Raw genomic sequence first — 16,470 nt, 5'->3', positions numbered from 1 at the left:
CTGTATTTCAACGAGCCCGCCCACATGTTTCATCTCCAAAAGCGTGGCCAACCTCGGAGACCTGCTGCAGGCCCGGGTACAGGTCGAAATGGAAGAGCAGAACTCGGAAATCCTGAAGAGCCTGAACGCCCGCGCCGATACTCAAATCAAAATCCAGCGCGCTGTCGAAGGCCTGTCGATTATCGCCATCACCTATTACTTGTTGAGCCTGTTCAAGCTGTTCTACTCGGGTCTGCACACCATGGGCGCGGACATTTCCGCCAGAGACGCCATGCTGGCCATGACCCCGCTCGCGCTGTGTATCCTGCTGTTCATTTTGATCAGGATCAGGAAAGCCAAAGAGCACTGACCATCACGTTGCGGCGTTCAAGGCTTGCGCAACAGGTAGGTATCCATGATCCACCCGTTCGCCAGCCGCGCCGCCTTGCGCACCCGCTCAATCTCATCTGCCACGTCTTTGAGTTTGCCGTGGATCAGGATTTCATCCGGTGTTCCCAGGTAAGCCCCCCAGTAAATCTCCGTCTCTTGATCGGCCACCTGATGGTAGGCATCTTGCGCATCCAGCATCACCACTACACTGTCGGCATCGCTCACCTGCCCGGCCGCCAACCGCCGGCCGGTGGTGATTTCAATCGAGTGACCGATGCGATTGAGCGCCACCTTATGCTGCGCCGCCAACGCCTGCACGCTGGTAATGCCAGGGATCACCTCGAACTCGAACACACAACGACCTGACGCCAGAATCGCCTGCAGGATCCGAAGGGTGCTGTCGTACAACGCCGGATCGCCCCACACCAGAAAACCGGCGCACTGGTCGTCGGTCATTTCCTCGTTGATCAGCCGCTCGAAGGTCTGCTGCTTGGCGCGGTTCAGGTCTTCGACGCTGGCGTTGTAGTCCACATCCCCGCGCTCGCGCTCAGGGCTATGGGCTTCGACAAAGCTGTAGTCACGATCGGTGATATAGCGCTCGCAGATCTCGCGGCGCAGCTCGATCAGTTTGTCTTTGCTCTGGCCCTTGTCCATGAGAAAAAACACGTCGACCCGGTTCAGTGCCTTCACCGCCTGCATTGTGATGTAGTCGGGGTTGCCGGCGCCGACACCGATAACCAACAGTTTTTTCATCAAAGCGCTCCTTCAGGGTCAGAGCCCAACAAGCGTAGCCGCCAGTGACCGTTGAACCGCAACTCGATGGCCGACAACGGCTCGACGTCGATCTGGTTGAATGCCGCGCCCTGCAACACCTGCATCAGCGCAGCGCGAATGACAAACGGATGGGTGACGGCAACGATATGCCCCGGTGTCGCCTCAAGGGTCTTCAACCACGCAGCCACACGCTCACCGAGTTGCACCACCGATTCTCCACCGTGGGGCGCCGAGGCCGGGTCATCGAGCCAGGCCTGGAGCGTCGCGGGCTCGGATTGTTGCAGGTCGTCGATCGACGTGCCTTTCCAGCGTCCGAAATCGCACTCCTCCAGCGCCGTGACAATTTCCACGCTGTCACCATACAGCTCAGCGGTTTGCCGAGTCCGCAGTTCCGGGCCGCAGAGTAAACGTGGCGCTCGCTTGAACTGCCTGCAGCGCGAGCCTTTCGCCGATTGCCAATCCATTTCCACGGGCTCATTCGTAGGAAAACGCGCCAGTTTCTGTGCGACGGTTCGAGCGTGGCAAATCAGGGTCAAGCGGGTCGCCTGCACGGAAGATCACTCTGTCGACGGAAAGAAAAAGCGGCACGAGGCCGCCAGTAACCGACTCATTGTGCCGTAAGAAGCGCCACCCGGCGCGTTTCGTTTCCACCGGCCGATCAGGCTCGCAGCCTAATGCCAGTCAGTTTGAAAAGTACGTGCCAAGTGCAGAACCTGTGGCGAGGGGGCTTGGTCTTCACTTAACTGACTGGCAGGGTCGATATCTCACACGACTATGGGCAATGTCCTACAAGGTCAGTCGATATCCGCGTAGCCCAATATACACAGGGGTTTCGCTCCATTTCAGTGCTTTGAAAATCCACACAAAAATTCGCTAGACATGTAGCGCACGTTACATAAATACTGTTTTAGCGATTTATGAAATAAAATCGACACACTCATCCAGCAGGAGCCCGGATGCCCCCTCTCAGAGACCTGATCACCGATCCCGGCCTGGACTTCACACCATCGGAACGCAAAGTCATACGAGCCTTGCTGGACCAGTATCCGCGTAACGGACTGGGCCCGATGTCACGTCTGGCCGAACACGCCGGCGTCAGCGACCCGACCATCGTGCGGCTGGTAAAAAAGCTTGGCTTCAGCGGTTACGCCGACTTTCAGGAAGCCTTGCTCAGTGACATGGACCACCGCCTGCGCTCCCCCAGTACCCTGTTGCAACCTCGCGCCCATCTCAAGAAAGACGACCCCTGGAGCCACTATCTGGCGCACAGCCATCGGGCACTGGCAGACACCCAGGCGCTGACCCAACCCGAAGATGTACGAATTCTGGTCGAGTGGCTGCTCGACAGCCGCCATCAGATCCATTGCTTCGGCGGCCGCTTCAGCAGTTTCCTCGCCCACTGCTTGCTCAACCATCTGCGCCTGCTGCGGCCCGGCTGTTTCGCCCTGGAAGACAACGCACAATTGCCGGACCGCTTGTTCGACGTGCAACGCCAGGACGTGGTGCTGGTCTTCGACTATCGCCGCTACCAGTCCCAGGCCCTGCGGGTCGCCAATGCCGCGAAGAGCCGACATGCGCGAATCGTGCTGTTCACCGACATCTATGCATCACCGCTACGGGAAATAGCCGACCTGATCATCAGCGCACCGGTAGAGTCGGCGTCGGCCTTCGACTCGATGGTGCCGGCGCTGGCCCAGGTTGAAGCGCTGATTGCCTGCCTGGCCCTGCGTAGCCCCGATCTGGCCGATCGCCTGGAAGGCATCGACGCCCTGCGGGCCGATTTCGACACCCATCTGCTGGAGGAAAAATAAGGATGTTCGCACTCCCCCACCACTCACCCCGAGACTTGCCGTTTACCGCCGACCACACCGCGCTGTTGCTGGTGGACATGCAGCGTGCCTGGCTCGAACCGCAATTCGACCCGCACCTCAACGCGCCAGATGCCGACTACTTTCTGACCCGCGCCCACATGCAGGTAGTGCCCAATCAACGCAGGCTGCTCAGTGCCTTTCGCGGCGCCCGGCAAAACGTGTTGCACACGCTCATCGAAAGCCTCACCGCCGATGGCCGCGACCGCTCGCTGGATCACAAACTCTCGGACATGCACCTGCCCAAGGGCAGCCCGCAAGCGCAGATCATCGATGACCTGACGCCGCTCGAAAACGAAATCGTGCTGCCCAAGACCTCTTCCGGAGTGTTCAACTCCACCAGCATCGACTACGTGCTGCGCAACCTGGAAACCCGCCATCTGATCATCGCCGGCATCGTTACCGACCAATGCGTCGACATGGCCGTGCGCGACGCCGCCGACCGTGGCTATCTGGTGACGCTGGTCGAAGACGCCTGCGCCACCTACACCGAACAACGGCATCACGCCTGCCTGAACGCCATCAAGGGTTACTGCTGGATCACCGACACCCAGACCGTGCTCAGCCGGTTGCAGGAGATGCAGCCATGAATGAACGCCTGTCGCCGCTGCCCATGACCACGATCGTCACCACCGACCTGATCGGCGTGACACGCGGCCGCTCCTTTCCCACCGACGAACTCGATGCCTATCAAGTGGCCGGCTGCGGCTGGGTGCCGGCCAACAGCGCCCTGACCCCACAAGACATCATCGCCTCCGGCAACCCATGGGGCGCTTATGGGGATTTACGGTTGATTCCCGACTTGAGCAGTCGCGTGACCGTCAACAACGGCCCGGACGCCAATGCCCCGGCGCTGGACTTCATTCACGGCGACATTCGTAAAACCGATGGCCGCCCGTGGGGCACCTGCCCGCGTACGCTGTTGCGCAACGAAGTGGAACGTTATCGCGACGAGTTGGGCTTGCAGGTCAACGCCGCGTTCGAACATGAATTCAATCTCGGCAGCGGCGCGGCGGAGCACCTGGCATTTTCCCTGCAGGCCCAGCGCCAGGGTGCCGAATTCGGCGGCTGGCTGCTCAGTGCACTGCGTGCCGGCGGTGTGGAGCCGGAAATGTTCCTGCCGGAATACGGCAAACACCAGTACGAAATCACCTGCCGCCCGGCCCTCGGCGTCGCCGCCGCCGACCGCGCGGTGAACGTGCGTGAGATCACCCGTGAGATCGCCCGGCAAATGGGCCTGGACCTGAGTTTCGCCCCCAAGACGTCCGAGCATGCCGTGTGCAATGGCGTGCATCTGCACATGAGCCTGCAGGACCTGGCCGGCCAACCGGTGATGTATGACGCCGGCACCACCAACGGCCTGTCGACCCTCGGCCAGCATTGGGCCGCCGGTGTTCTGCATTACTTGCCGGCGCTCTGCGCCTTTACCGCGCCGACACCGGTTTCCTACGAACGCTTGCGGCCCCATCACTGGAGCGCTTCCTACGCCTGCCTCGGCCAACGCAACCGCGAAGCGGCGCTGCGGATCTGCCCGACGGTGAGCCTGGGCGACAAAGCCGTGGCGGCGCAATACAACCTGGAATTTCGCGCCATGGACGCCACGGCCTCGCCGCACCTGGCCATGGCCGTGTTGCTGATCGCCGGGCGCCTGGGTATCGAGCAGCGCCTGGCCTTGAACGCGATCACCGATGAAATCCCTGACTCGCTGAACGAAGAGCAACGCCAGGCCCGCGGCATCGTCGCCCTGCCCGCTTCCTTGTCCCAGGCCCTGGATTGCCTGCGCCACAGCGAAGCGTTGATCGAAGCCCTGCCAAGCGCCTTGCTGGACACTTACTTCGCCCTGAAAACCGAGGAACTGACGCTGACGGAAAAGCTCTCGTCCGCCACCCTCTGCGAGCACTATGCGCGCCTGTACTGAATCCGCCGAACGGGGCCTCTACACCCAGCCTGCGTACACCCTGAGCCGGGAAGCCTCCGTGCACCCGCTGATTCTGGTGTGTGAACACGCCAGTCGTTTTATCCCGGCCGAGTTAAATGACCTGGGCCTGAGCGATGAGGCCGCCCGCGAACACATCGCCTGGGACATCGGCGCCCTGGCGTTGGCCGAGCGTTTGGCCGAAGCACTGGGCGCGACCCTGTTGGCGGCCAATTATTCACGGCTGCTGGTCGACCTCAACCGCCCGCGCCATGCGCCGGACAGCATTCCGTTGCAGAGTGAGATTTATCAGGTGCCGGGCAATCGGAATCTGGACGAGGCCACCCGCGAGTACCGCCGGCACTGCCTGTTCAAGCCGTTTCATGCACGCCTGCAAACCTTGATCGACGCCCGTGTGGCGCACGGTCGGCCGGTACGAGTGGTGGGGATTCACAGTTTCACGCCAATTTATTTCGGCCAGCCACGGCCGATGGAAGTCGGCGTGTTGTACGGGCAGGCCAGGGAGTACGCCCAGCGAGTGATTGAGGGGCTGAGTCGACATCCATTGAAAGTCGTCGGTAATCAGCCATACAAAGTCGATCCGCGGGGTGACATGACCGTGCCGGTTCACGGTGACGCCCGAGGATTGGACTCGGTGCTGATCGAGGTGCGCAACGATCTGCTGCGCACGCCCGAAGACGTCGGTCGCTGGACCGGCTATCTGGCACCGCTGCTATAGAAACAGCTTCAAACTTGCAGCGTGCAGCTGCTTTCATATCAAGGAGAAGGGCTTCATGGAAATTGAAGAATTCGGTTACAAGCAAGAGTTGAAACGTAGCCTGTCGCTGACGGACCTGGTGGTGTACGGGATGATCTTCATGATCCCCATCGCGCCGTTCGGTGTTTATGGCTACGTCAACGCCGAAGCACCGGGGATGGTGCCGCTGGCCTACATCATCGGCATGGTGGCGATGCTGTTCACGGCCCTCAGTTACGGCAGCATGGCCCGGGCCTTTCCGATTGCGGGCTCTGTGTACTCCTACGCACAACGCGGCCTCAACCCCCATGTCGGGTTTATCGCCGGCTGGCTGATGCTGCTCGACTACCTGCTGATTCCACCGCTGCTCTACGTGTACGCGGCGATGGCGCTGAATCACCTCTACCCGGACATCCCGAAAGTCGGCTTCATCCTGGCCTTTCTGGTCAGCGCCACTTTCGTCAACCTGCGGGGCATCACCTTCACCGCGCGGATGAACATCGTTTTTCTACTGGCGCAACTGGTGGTGCTGGGGATCTTCCTGTTCTATGCCTGGAATGCCCTGCACAGCGGCGGCGGCAACGGTCAACTGACCCTGGCGCCGCTGTACAACCCCGAGACGTTCAACTTCGCCTTGCTGATGCAAGCGGTGTCGATCGCGGTGCTGTCGTTCCTCGGTTTCGATGCGATTTCCACCCTCGCCGAAGAGATCAAGGGCGATCCCGGCCGCAGCGTCGGCAAGGCTGCGCTGATCACGCTACTGGTGATGGGCGTGATTTTCGTCGTGCAGACCTGGATTGCCACCGACCTGGCCGCCGGCCTGGGCTTCAAGTCCGCCGACACCGCGTTCTATGAAATCGCCGAAATCGCCGCTGGCAGCTGGCTGGCAACCCTGACCGCCGTGGCCACCGCGCTGGCCTGGGGCGTGGCGGTCGCTATCACCTCGCAAGCGGCGGTTTCGCGTCTGCTGTTCGGCATGGCCCGGGACGGCAAACTGCCGAAAGTGCTGGCCAAAGTGCACCCGACACACAACACGCCGTACTTGAGCATTTATCTGGTGGCGGTGCTGTCGCTGGTGATCTGCTACCTGTTCATCAATTCGGTGGACACCCTCACCTCTCTGGTGAACTTCGGCGCCCTGAGCGGCTTCATGCTGCTGCACCTGACCGTGATCAATTACTACTGGCGTCGGCAGAAGTCCGGCCAGGTGATCCGTCACCTGGTCTGCCCGGTCATCGGCTTCATCATCGTCGCAGCCATCATGTACAACATGGGCGTCGATGCACAGAAACTCGGCCTGATCTGGATTGCCCTGGGCCTGGTCTATCTGTTCTTCCTCAACAGACAGGGTGCCAGTACGGTACTGCCCGACCCAAGCAACGGCTGACAAGAAAAAGAGCAACGTCTGACATGAATTCAGGCGAGTGCCGATTTAATGCGTGGAAACCGACAGTGATAGTCAGGTTCGGTGCAAGCCGCCGAACCCTTTGATACAGGAGTATGTCCATGCTGGTCTTACGTCCAGTCGAGTTAGCCGACCTGCCCCAGTTGCAGCAACTGGCGCGTGACAGCCTGGTGGGAGTCACGTCCTTGCCAGACGACACCGAACACCTGCGCGAGAAAATTCTTGGCTCCTGCGCGTCATTCGAAAAAGACGTCCAGAGTCACGGCCCGGAGAACTATTTCTTCGTGCTGGAAAACCTGACGACCCGCCGTCTGACGGGTTGCTCGGAAATCCTCGCCACCGCAGGTTTCAGCGAGCCGTTCTACAGTTTGCGCAACCGCCATTTCACCAGCGCCTCACGGGAGCTGAACATCGAGCATGGGGTGCCGGCGTTGTCGTTGTGTCACGACCTCAGCGGCCATTCATTGCTGTGCAGTTTCCATATCGACCCGGCGCTGGAACGCACGCCATTTTCCGAGTTGCTGTCCCGGGCGCGGCTGCTGTTCATCGCCGCCCACAAGACGCGCTTTGCCGAAGCGGTGATTACCGAGATCGTGGGCTACAGCGACGAACAAGGGCAGTCGCCGTTCTGGGATGCGCTGGGCAAGCATTTCTTCGACCTGCCGTACGTCGAGGCCCAGCGGCTTTGCGGCCTGCAGAGCCTGGCATTCCTTGCCGAACTGATGCCGCAATACCCGATCTACGTGCCGATGCTGCCGCCGGCTGCGCAAGATTGCATCGGTCGAATCCACCCCGATGGCCAGGAGGCCTTCGACATTCTGGAACGCGAAGGCTTCGAGACCGGCAGCTACATCGACCTGTTCGACGGCGGCCCGACACTGTATGCCCGCACCTCAAGCATTCGCTCCATCGCCCAGAGCCATATCGGTACGGCGCAAACGGGCTCAGCCATCGATGCCCGCGGCAGTTATCTGGTGAGCAATGATTCGTTGAAGGACTACCGCGCCATCGTCGCCGAGCTGGACTACCACGCCGGGCAACCCGTGACCTTGAGCGCCGAGATGTGCGCGGCCCTGAACGTGACCGACGCCGCTGAGATCCGGTTGATCGCCCTGTGAGCCGCCATCGGCCCCGTGCCCAACGACAGCGCCCGAACAGGCGCGAAGAAGGAGCTGCATCATGATTGTCCGCCCGGTTCGAGTCACCGACCTGCCCGCCTTGCTGGATTTGGTGCAACGGGCCGGCCCCGGGTTCACCACCCTGCCGGCCAACGAAGAACGCCTGGCCCATCGAGTCCGCTGGACCCAGCGGACCTTCGCCGAACAGGTCGAGCGCGCGGATGCCGACTACCTGTTTGTACTCGAAGACGACGATCAACAAGTGGTCGGCGTCAGTGCGCTCCTGGGGGCTGTCGGCCTGCGGGAGCCCTGGTACAACTACCGGGTCGGGCTGACGGTCAGCTCGTCACCAGACCTGGGCATTCAGCGTCAGATCCCCACCTTGTTCCTGAACAACGAAATGACCGGGCAATCGGAAATCTGCTCGTTGTTTCTGCGACACGATCAACGTCACGGCAGTAACGGTCGACTGCTGTCGTTGGGGCGCCTGCTGTTCGTCGCCGAATTCCCCCACCTGTTCGGTGACAAGCTCATTGCCGAACTGCGCGGCAGCGCCGACGAACAGGGCTGTTCACCGTTCTGGGACAGCTTGGGCCGACACTTTTTCAAGATGGATTTCAGCCATGCCGATCACCTGTCGGGGCTGGGCAGCAAAGCCTTCATCGCCGAACTGATGCCGCGCCAGCCGCTCTACACCTGCCTGCTCACCGAACAGGCCCAGGCGGTGATCGGCAAACCGCACCCGAACACCGAACCTGCGCTGAAGATCCTCACCGCCGAGGGGTTTGCCCATAAGGGTTACATCGACATCTTCGACGCAGGCCCGGTGATCGAAGCCCCGGTATCGAGAATCCGCACCGTGCGTGACAGCCAACCGCTGGTATTGGCCATCGGCACGCCCGATGATCAGGCTCCGGTATGGCTGATCCACAACCGCCGCCTCGAGAGTTGCCGTATCACCGCCGCCCGTGCCCGGCAAGTGGGCAACAACCTGATCGTCGACCGGCTCACCGCCAAGCGCCTGCAACTGCAACCCGGCAACTCGGTGCGCGCGGTGCCGCTGCTCAACCAGCAGCAACAGGCGGTGGCGGCGTGATCGGAAAAGATCGCAGCCTTCGCCAGCTCCTGCATTGGGATGTCGTTCATTCTTCGAGACAACACCCACCCACATTGGATCGTTGAACACCCTGTAGGCGCTGGCGAAGCCTGCGATCTTTTGATCTTGCGTCCACCTCGCCTGCAAATTCGTCATCATTCTTTACCCGCCCGCGTGATAGCCTTTTGTTCCTTCGGCGTTGACACCTTTGCTCAAGCCCTTCCATTCCTTTGTATGGTGGAACTCATATGTCCAGGCTGTCTCATCAAGATTTACGCCGTAATTTCCGCCAACTGTTGGCTTCCGACACCTGCTATCACACGGCGTCGGTCTTCGACCCCATGTCGGCACGCATCGCCGCCGACCTGGGTTTTGAAGTGGGGATCCTCGGTGGTTCGGTCGCGTCGTTGCAGGTATTGGGCGCCCCCGACTTTGCCTTGATCAGCCTCAGCGAGTTCGCCGAACAGGCCACCCGCATCGGCCGAGTGGCGCAATTGCCGGTCATCGCCGATGCCGACCACGGCTACGGCAACGCGCTCAACGTCATGCGCACCATTGTCGAGCTCGAACGCGCCGGTGTAGCCGCACTGACCATCGAAGACACCCTGCTGCCGGCGCAATTCGGCCGTAAGTCCACCGATCTGATCACGGTTGCCGAAGGTGTCGGCAAGATTCGCGCGGCACTGGAAGCCCGCGTAGATTCGGAAATGGCGATCATCGCCCGCACCAACGCGGGGATCTTGCCGATCCAGGAAATCATCAGCCGCACCCGGCATTACCAGCAGGCCGGGGCCGACGGAATTTGCATGGTGGGCGTGCAGGATTTCGACCAACTGGAGCAGATAGCCGAGCACCTGAGCGTGCCACTGATGCTGGTCACCTACGGCAACCCGCTGTTGCGTGACGACAAACGCCTGGCCGAATTGGGCGTACGCGTCACGATCGACGGCCATGGCGCCTATTTCGCCGCCATCAAAGCCACTTACGACAGCCTGCGCGAACAACGCCAGATTTTCACCCAGGCCTGCGACCTGAACGCGACCGAACTGACTCATACCTATACAAAGCCGGAAGACTACATTCTTTGGGCCAAGGAGTTCATGAGCGTTAAAGAGTGACCGCGCCAGTGCCCTCACCACAGCACTCGCGCGTCTGTGGTGAGGTTGAGGTCAGGCCATTTGCATTTCCGTCAGTCCGATCTGCGGCGCCACTTCAAACCGATCCGCCAGAAACGGTGTGATATCCAGTGGCAACGGCTCGTTATTCACCAGTTTGTCCAGCAACACGCCGGTAATCGCCGAAGTCAGGATGCCGGTGCGGAAATGTCCGCAGGCATTCAGGTAACCCTCTACCCCTTTCATCGGCCCGAGAATCGGCAGCTCGTCCGGCGAGCCAGGACGCAACCCCGCCCAGCAACGTTTCAAATTGATGTCGGCGAGTGCTGGAATGCAGCGCACCGCGCCTTGCACCAGGCCGCTGATTTCCGGGTAGGTGGTGGTCACGTCGAACCCCTTGTCTTCGGTGGTGCTGCCAATCAGGACTTCGCCGTTGTCTTTCTGCGCCACATAACAATCGCTGGTGGTCAGGCAGCCGCGCAGGATTTTCGGCATGCGCTCGGTCAGCAGGATCTGGCCTTTCACCGGTTTCACCGGAATGCGAATCCCGCTGGCCTGCTCGCTGAGGTCGGCGGCCCACGCGCCGGCGGCGTTGATCAACGTGTCGCAATGGAACACTCCGGCCTCGGCGGTCTGCACACCGCTGACCCGCGCGCCGTGGTGCAGCACGCCGGTGACGTTGGTGTTGAAATACACATCCACGCCATTTTGCCGAGCACCTTCGGTATAGGCATCGGCCAGGCGGAACGGACTGACCTGATGGTCGCAGACAAACTCCAGCGCCCCCCTCGCCTCATGGCTGACACTCGGCTCGGCTTCGCGCAGCGCCGCTTGATCGAGCCAGCGCACTTGATCCGCCAGGTGCGGAATACAAGCGACGATGTGCTCGGCGTAGAGCCGGTCTTCATCGTCGTAGATCACGAATTTCAATCCGGTCTTCTCGAACTTGAAATCCATCCCGTGGTTTTCCTGCAACTCCCGGTGTAAATCCGGGTACATCGCGTTGGACTGCAAGGCGAAATCAAAGAACGACTGCGGCAGGATGTGCGGCGTGCTGGAATCCACCGCCACTGCCGCGCCCTGGGCTTCGCGCTTGCGATTGGCCGACATCATGCGGAAGAAGATCACCCCGCACCCCAGGCCCACCGATTCACCGATCGCCCACAAGCCGCCGGCCGAAGCGCGAGTCGCGTTGCCGGGACGCTTGGCGTCGATCAGCGCGACTTTCAAGTGTTTGCGCTTGGACAATTGATAGGCGCAGGACGCCCCGATCACACCGCCGCCAGCGATGACCACGTCGTAGAACTTACTCATGACTTGCGGCCTCCGTGCCGACAGACTGGAACGCTGAAAAAGGAATCGGGTCGACGGGAAACCGCGGTCGCAACCAGCCCACGTCTTGCCGCCCGGTGGCTTCGCGCAAACGATCGGAGCAATACCCGACACACATGCGCCCCTGACAATCGCCCATGCTCACACGGGTGCGCATTTTCAGGCTGGCCAGATCTTGCACGCCCTGCTCCAGCGCCCGATCGATGTCGGCACGAGTCGCGTGCTCACAGCGGCAGATCACCGTGTCGGCGGCCGGCAAAGCGGTCTGCCCGGCGCCCCGTTCGGTGTAGCGGTCGACGGCGGCGCGAAAACGCACGATGGATTTGAGTTTCGACAGGTAACGGTCACGCCGGACCCGCGCCAGTTCCGCGTCCATCACATCCCGTTGCAGCAGGATCGACACGGCCGCAATCCTTCCCGCGAGCATGGCCGCCTCCCCACCGCGAATTCCGCCCATGTCACCGGCCAGATGCACGTGGGGCTCGCTGCTTTGCTGCCAGACATTGGCACTGGCCCGCAGATAGCCGTCATCGCTGAAGCCGTGGTTCAGGCCCATTTGCTGGCTGAGTTGGGTGCGTGGAATGAAGCCGTAGCCGACCGCCAGAGTTTGCGCGGCCACTCGTACGGCGCGGCTCAGGTCTGGCTCCCAGGTACTGGAGTACGGCGCAACGGTCACTGAATTCAACTCACCCTCGCCCTGTGCCTCGACCACACCCCAGCCATAGTGCATGGGGATGCCGTGCAGTTTCAGGTACGCGAGCATGCTCAAGCCATCGAGAAACAGCTGCGGCTTGTTCAACAGCGCGAGGCTTTCCCGAGCGATCTTGCCGAACGCGCACGCCTCGTAAACCCCGGCGACGCTCACCCCCGACGCGTGCAGCTGGCAGGCCACCAGCGGCAACAACGGGCCGGTGCCCGCGATCACTACCGGCCCCTGGGGTTTAACGACGCCGCTCTTGATCTGCAGCTGCAAACCACCCAGTAGAATCACGCCGGGCAAGGTCCAGCCGGGGAATGGCACGCTGCGTTCGTGGCAACCGGCCGCCAACAGCAGCTGCGGATACTCGACCTCTTGCAAACGCTCATCGGCGTCCAGCAGCACCAGTGCGCGAGTGCCTTCGGCACCGACCACGCGATGGTTCAAGCGCACATCGATCAGGCTCGACTGATCCTGGAACTCCCCATGCAGTTTGGCCAGCGCTTCTGAATAGCGCGGCCCCAGATAGTCGAGCTGAACGTTATCGCGCAAGGGGCCGCGATAGACCACCCCACCGAGCCGCGAAGCTTCTTCAAGCAAGGTGCTGCGCACACCGTGCCGGGCCAGTTCAATGGCCGCGGCCATACCCGCCGGCCCGCCGCCGACGATCACCGGACGCAGGCTCATGACACCTCCTGCCCGGCGATACGGTTGACCTGGGTTTCGACGCTCATGCCCTCACGCACGATCGTCTGGCAGGCGCGACGTTTGTGCCGACCATTGACTTTCACCAGGCAGCATTGGCACACACCCATGCCGCAATAGGCACCACTGATTTGATCGTGATCGTTACGGGCCACCTGGCGAATGCCCAGTGATTGAATGACCGTCAGGACGGTTTCGCCGATGGCGGCGCTGACGGTTTGGCCATTGATGCGCACAGTCAAATCCGCCTGCATCAGCGGCTGGATATCGAAGGTTCTGTCTAAGCGTTGCATTGCGATTGATCATCCGTGAAGGGTTCAGGTGAGATTCTTCAGCTCCATGCTGCACTACACCTTGCGGGCCACCTGATAATAACGAGAAGGTCTGCGCGGGTACTCCGACAGCACATCAGCGATGGGGCTGGATCTTTTATGTTAGGGAACATCGCCGAAGGAAATATTGATCCAGGCCAGTGAAAACGCCTGCGTCCTATCCAGCATCGTGACGACTGCAGACCGTTTTCGCGAGCAAGCCCGCTCCCACAGGGGTTTTGGGGCGCACACACATCTGCGAACACCACGGGCTAATGTGGGAGCAGGCTCGCTCGTGAAAACGGCATGGCAGGCAACATCGTCGCCAAGCATTGCGCTAAGCGTTTTTTGGCTGCAAACGAACTACTTGCGCTTGTAACTCTTGTTGCCGCTGGGCGTCAGGCAATACACCCCGCCTCTTGGCCCAGTGCAAAACGTACCGGTGCCGCAGGCACAGCCATCGGTATCCTGTAACAGGGTCTGCGGTCGCGCCTGGCTTTTACTGCCAAACATCGCCGAGCAACTTTTCTTCGAGCCGCTGATGGAGCCGTCATTGCACAGGAACAGATCGCCGTCGCAACGATCGATACCGCCCTTCTTCCCTGAACACGGCGTGTTGGCAGCCCAGGCGGATGAGCCGAACATGCACAACAACAGCAGCAACATCGGCATCCAGCCACGAACCATTAAAGTGCGCACAGTGCAGCTTCCCTTTAGAGTTATGGCCGGATGATATCAACGTTCCAGCCAGGCTCACGAGGCAACATGAAAGTTAATTTAAAAAGCCGCGCGTAATTCTTGGCAAAATGAGTTCCACCTCGTATTGAACCGATTATCAGGCAAGCCCTATGACCCGCATCTTGACCATCGAAGACGACGCTGTGACCGCCCGGGAAATCGTCGCCGAACTGAGTAGCCACGGCCTTGACGTGGATTGGGTCGACAATGGCCGTGAAGGCCTGGCGCGTGCGGTCAGCGGCGACTACGACCTGATCACCCTCGACCGCATGCTGCCGGAGCTCGATGGCCTGGCGATTGTCACCACCCTGCGCACCATGGGCGTGGCCACGCCGATCCTGATGATCAGCGCCCTCTCCGACGTTGATGAACGGGTTCGCGGCCTGCGCGCCGGCGGCGATGATTACCTGACCAAGCCGTTCGCCACCGATGAAATGGCCGCCCGGGTAGAAGTCTTGCTGCGCCGGCAGAACACCGTGACGGCCCAGGCCACCACATTGCGCGTGGCCGATCTGGAGCTGAACCTCATCAGCCACGAAGCCAGCCGCGACAGCCAGTTGCTGACGCTATTGCCCACCGAGTACAAGTTGCTGGAGTTTCTGATGCGCAACACCGGGCAGATTCTGTCGCGGATGATGATTTTCGAAGAAGTCTGGGGTTATCACTTCGACCCTGGCACCAACCTGATCGACGTGCACATCGGCCGTCTGCGCAAGAAGATCGACCCGCCAGGCAAAGTCCCACTGATTCGGACCGTGCGAGGCTCGGGTTATGTCATTGCTGAACCCCTCTAAAGGCTGGCGCTCCTCCAGCAGCCGCTTGCTGGCGCTTTACAGCTCGCTGTTCGTGGCCTGGAGCGGGATTCTCATGGGGGTGATGTACTACGAGGTGTCCAGCTACCTCGACACCCTGGCCAAGCATTCGCTGATGCAACGTCAGCATCTGTTTTCACGCTTCCAGGGCGAGCAACTGGTGGACGCCCTCGCCGCCAGCATGACCTTCGACATTCGCGGCATCGATGCCTATGGCCTGTTCGATGACCAGCAGCGCTACCTCAGCGGTGCCCTGCGCCAGATCCCCGAAGGCCTGCCGCTGGACGGCAAGATTCACATGCTTGGCGACTGCGCCGAGTCCGACGACCCGACCCTGCCCTCCGACAGCTGCGACGCCGTGGCGACCCGCACCCTGGACGGGCGCTGGCTGGTGCTGGTGCGGGAAAACGGTTCATTGTTTGCCGTGACCCGGATCATCCTGCACGCGCTGCTGTGGGGCGTGTCGCTGACCATTCTGCCCGGCATCGCCGGTTGGCATTTGTTAAGGCGGCGCCCGCTGCGGCGGATCCGGGCGATCCAGGCCTGCGCCGAAGCCATCGTCGCCGGCGACCTGACCCGACGCCTGCCACTGTCCAATCGCCGCGACGAGCTGGACATGCTCGCCGCCATCGTCAACGCCATGCTCGAACGCATCGAGCGCTTGATGCACGAGGTCAAGGGCGTATGCGACAACATCGCCCACGACCTGCGCACGCCGCTGACGCGCCTGCGGGCCCAGCTGTACCGGATTCAGCAGCAGGCCGATGACGGATCGACGCTGGCCGTGCAACTGGATTCCGTGCTCGGCGAGGCGGATACCTTGATGGCGCGGTTTCGTGGCTTGCTGCGGATTTCCGAGCTGGAAGATCGCCAGCGTCGTTCGGGTTTCGTGCAACTGGACCCGGTGCCGTTGCTGCAAGAGCTGCATGACTTTTACCTGCCGCTGGCGGAAGAAGGTGAGTTGACCTTTGAACTGCAACTGCCCGAATCCCTGCCCCGACTGAACGGTGACCGGGCGCTGTTGTTCGAGGCCGTGGCGAATTTGCTGAGCAACTCGATCAAGTTCACGCCGCCGGGTGGCCAGGTGATTTTGCGTGGGGTGAATGACGCTGGGCACACGCGGATTGAAGTGCTCGACTCCGGTCCCGGCATTGCGCTGGCCGAGCGTGAGGCGGTGTTTCAGCGTTTCTATCGCGCCGAAGGTGGCAACCCGCAAAGCGGTTTCGGGCTGGGGCTGTCGATCGTCGCGGCGATTGTCAGCCTGCATGGGTTTACGCTGGAAGTGGGCAGCAGCGAGCTGGGTGGCGCGCAGTTGGTGCTCGATTGCCGGCAGAGCCTGATTTCTCAGGCCTGACCCAAATCTCCTGAACTGACACATAACCTGTGGGAGCGGGCTTGCCCGCGATGGCGGCCTGACAGAGAAAATTATGTCGCCTGACACTCCGCTATCGCGGGCAA

16 protein-coding genes and 1 pseudogene are annotated in these 16,470 nt (G+C 61.2%); 11 read left to right on the top strand and 6 right to left on the bottom strand.

Going from position 1 to position 16,470, the window contains the following annotated elements; translation table 11 throughout:
- Positions 1-37: 37 nt before the first annotated feature.
- Positions 38-349, top strand: a pseudogene (locus tag LOY38_RS13350) (DUF3422 family protein); the annotation flags it as partial.
- A gap of 17 nt (positions 350-366) precedes the next feature.
- Here the strand turns inward: LOY38_RS13350 and cobF are convergent.
- Positions 367-1,122: a precorrin-6A synthase (deacetylating) gene (cobF, locus tag LOY38_RS13345; protein ID WP_258700423.1), complete on the bottom strand. Its 756-nt coding sequence runs from the start codon at positions 1,120-1,122 to the stop codon at positions 367-369.
- Positions 1,122-1,694 (bottom strand): histidine phosphatase family protein, encoded by a 573-nt coding sequence (locus tag LOY38_RS13340; RefSeq protein WP_258700422.1) that lies wholly within the window; start codon positions 1,692-1,694, stop codon positions 1,122-1,124. Before LOY38_RS13340 ends, cobF begins: the two co-directional genes overlap by 1 nt.
- Positions 1,695-2,099: 405 nt before the next feature.
- On the opposite strand from LOY38_RS13340, the gene LOY38_RS13335 reads away from it, so the two are divergent.
- The 8 genes from LOY38_RS13335 to LOY38_RS13300 all read left to right on the top strand — a co-directional run bounded on the left by LOY38_RS13335 (position 2,100) and on the right by LOY38_RS13300 (position 10,420).
- Positions 2,100-2,954: a MurR/RpiR family transcriptional regulator gene (locus tag LOY38_RS13335; RefSeq protein ID WP_258700421.1), complete on the top strand. Its 855-nt coding sequence runs from the start codon at positions 2,100-2,102 to the stop codon at positions 2,952-2,954.
- Between the two features lie 2 nt (positions 2,955-2,956).
- The gene (locus LOY38_RS13330; RefSeq protein WP_258700420.1) at positions 2,957-3,601 is read left to right on the top strand and encodes an isochorismatase family cysteine hydrolase; all 645 of its coding nucleotides are present in this window, start codon (positions 2,957-2,959) and stop codon (positions 3,599-3,601) included.
- Positions 3,598-4,929 (top strand): glutamine synthetase family protein, encoded by a 1,332-nt coding sequence (locus LOY38_RS13325; protein ID WP_258700419.1) that lies wholly within the window; start codon positions 3,598-3,600, stop codon positions 4,927-4,929. The genes LOY38_RS13330 and LOY38_RS13325 overlap by 4 nt, the downstream gene beginning before the upstream one ends.
- Positions 4,913-5,665 (top strand): N-formylglutamate amidohydrolase, encoded by a 753-nt coding sequence (locus LOY38_RS13320; protein WP_258700418.1) that lies wholly within the window; start codon positions 4,913-4,915, stop codon positions 5,663-5,665. Before LOY38_RS13325 ends, LOY38_RS13320 begins: the two co-directional genes overlap by 17 nt.
- 55 nt (positions 5,666-5,720) lie before the next feature.
- Complete coding sequence (locus tag LOY38_RS13315) at positions 5,721-7,070, top strand: APC family permease (RefSeq protein ID WP_258700417.1); 1,350 nt, start codon at positions 5,721-5,723, stop codon at positions 7,068-7,070.
- 119 nt (positions 7,071-7,189) lie between these two features.
- Positions 7,190-8,206 carry an arginine N-succinyltransferase gene (locus tag LOY38_RS13310; RefSeq protein WP_258700416.1) on the top strand — a complete coding sequence of 339 codons (1,017 nt, stop codon included), beginning with the start codon at positions 7,190-7,192 and terminating at the stop codon, positions 8,204-8,206.
- Positions 8,207-8,267: 61 nt separating this feature from the next.
- Complete coding sequence (gene astA / locus LOY38_RS13305) at positions 8,268-9,302, top strand: arginine N-succinyltransferase (protein WP_258700415.1); 1,035 nt, start codon at positions 8,268-8,270, stop codon at positions 9,300-9,302.
- A 248-nt stretch (positions 9,303-9,550) separates the two neighbouring features.
- Positions 9,551-10,420 carry an oxaloacetate decarboxylase gene (locus tag LOY38_RS13300; RefSeq protein WP_258700414.1) on the top strand — a complete coding sequence of 290 codons (870 nt, stop codon included), beginning with the start codon at positions 9,551-9,553 and terminating at the stop codon, positions 10,418-10,420.
- A 51-nt stretch (positions 10,421-10,471) separates the two neighbouring features.
- Here LOY38_RS13300 and hcnC read toward each other — a convergent pair whose 3' ends face one another.
- From hcnC to LOY38_RS13280, 4 genes are all read right to left on the bottom strand, one after another.
- Positions 10,472-11,731 carry a cyanide-forming glycine dehydrogenase subunit HcnC gene (gene hcnC / locus LOY38_RS13295; RefSeq protein WP_258700413.1) on the bottom strand — a complete coding sequence of 420 codons (1,260 nt, stop codon included), beginning with the start codon at positions 11,729-11,731 and terminating at the stop codon, positions 10,472-10,474.
- A complete protein-coding gene (gene hcnB / locus LOY38_RS13290) occupies positions 11,724-13,133 on the bottom strand; it encodes a cyanide-forming glycine dehydrogenase subunit HcnB (RefSeq protein ID WP_258700412.1) in 1,410 nt (469 codons plus the stop codon). Before hcnB ends, hcnC begins: the two co-directional genes overlap by 8 nt.
- Positions 13,130-13,444, bottom strand: a complete 315-nt coding sequence (locus LOY38_RS13285) for a (2Fe-2S)-binding protein (protein ID WP_258700411.1) — start codon at positions 13,442-13,444, stop codon at positions 13,130-13,132. The genes hcnB and LOY38_RS13285 overlap by 4 nt, the downstream gene beginning before the upstream one ends.
- A gap of 381 nt (positions 13,445-13,825) precedes the next feature.
- Positions 13,826-14,149 carry a hypothetical protein gene (locus LOY38_RS13280; protein WP_258700719.1) on the bottom strand — a complete coding sequence of 108 codons (324 nt, stop codon included), beginning with the start codon at positions 14,147-14,149 and terminating at the stop codon, positions 13,826-13,828.
- 161 nt (positions 14,150-14,310) lie between these two features.
- Here LOY38_RS13280 and LOY38_RS13275 point away from each other — a divergent pair, with 161 nt between their 5' ends.
- Both LOY38_RS13275 and LOY38_RS13270 read left to right on the top strand, forming a co-directional pair.
- Positions 14,311-14,994, top strand: a complete 684-nt coding sequence (locus tag LOY38_RS13275) for a response regulator transcription factor (protein WP_048397077.1) — start codon at positions 14,311-14,313, stop codon at positions 14,992-14,994.
- Positions 14,972-16,366, top strand: a complete 1,395-nt coding sequence (locus LOY38_RS13270) for a HAMP domain-containing sensor histidine kinase (protein WP_258700410.1) — start codon at positions 14,972-14,974, stop codon at positions 16,364-16,366. The genes LOY38_RS13275 and LOY38_RS13270 overlap by 23 nt, the downstream gene beginning before the upstream one ends.
- Positions 16,367-16,470 lie beyond the last annotated feature (104 nt).

It is taken from the genome of Pseudomonas sp. B21-015 (assembly GCF_024749285.1).
GTDB lineage: Bacteria > Pseudomonadota > Gammaproteobacteria > Pseudomonadales > Pseudomonadaceae > Aquipseudomonas.
The sequence above is the reverse complement of the archived record's forward strand: the minus strand, read 5'-3'. Positions and strand labels throughout refer to the sequence as shown.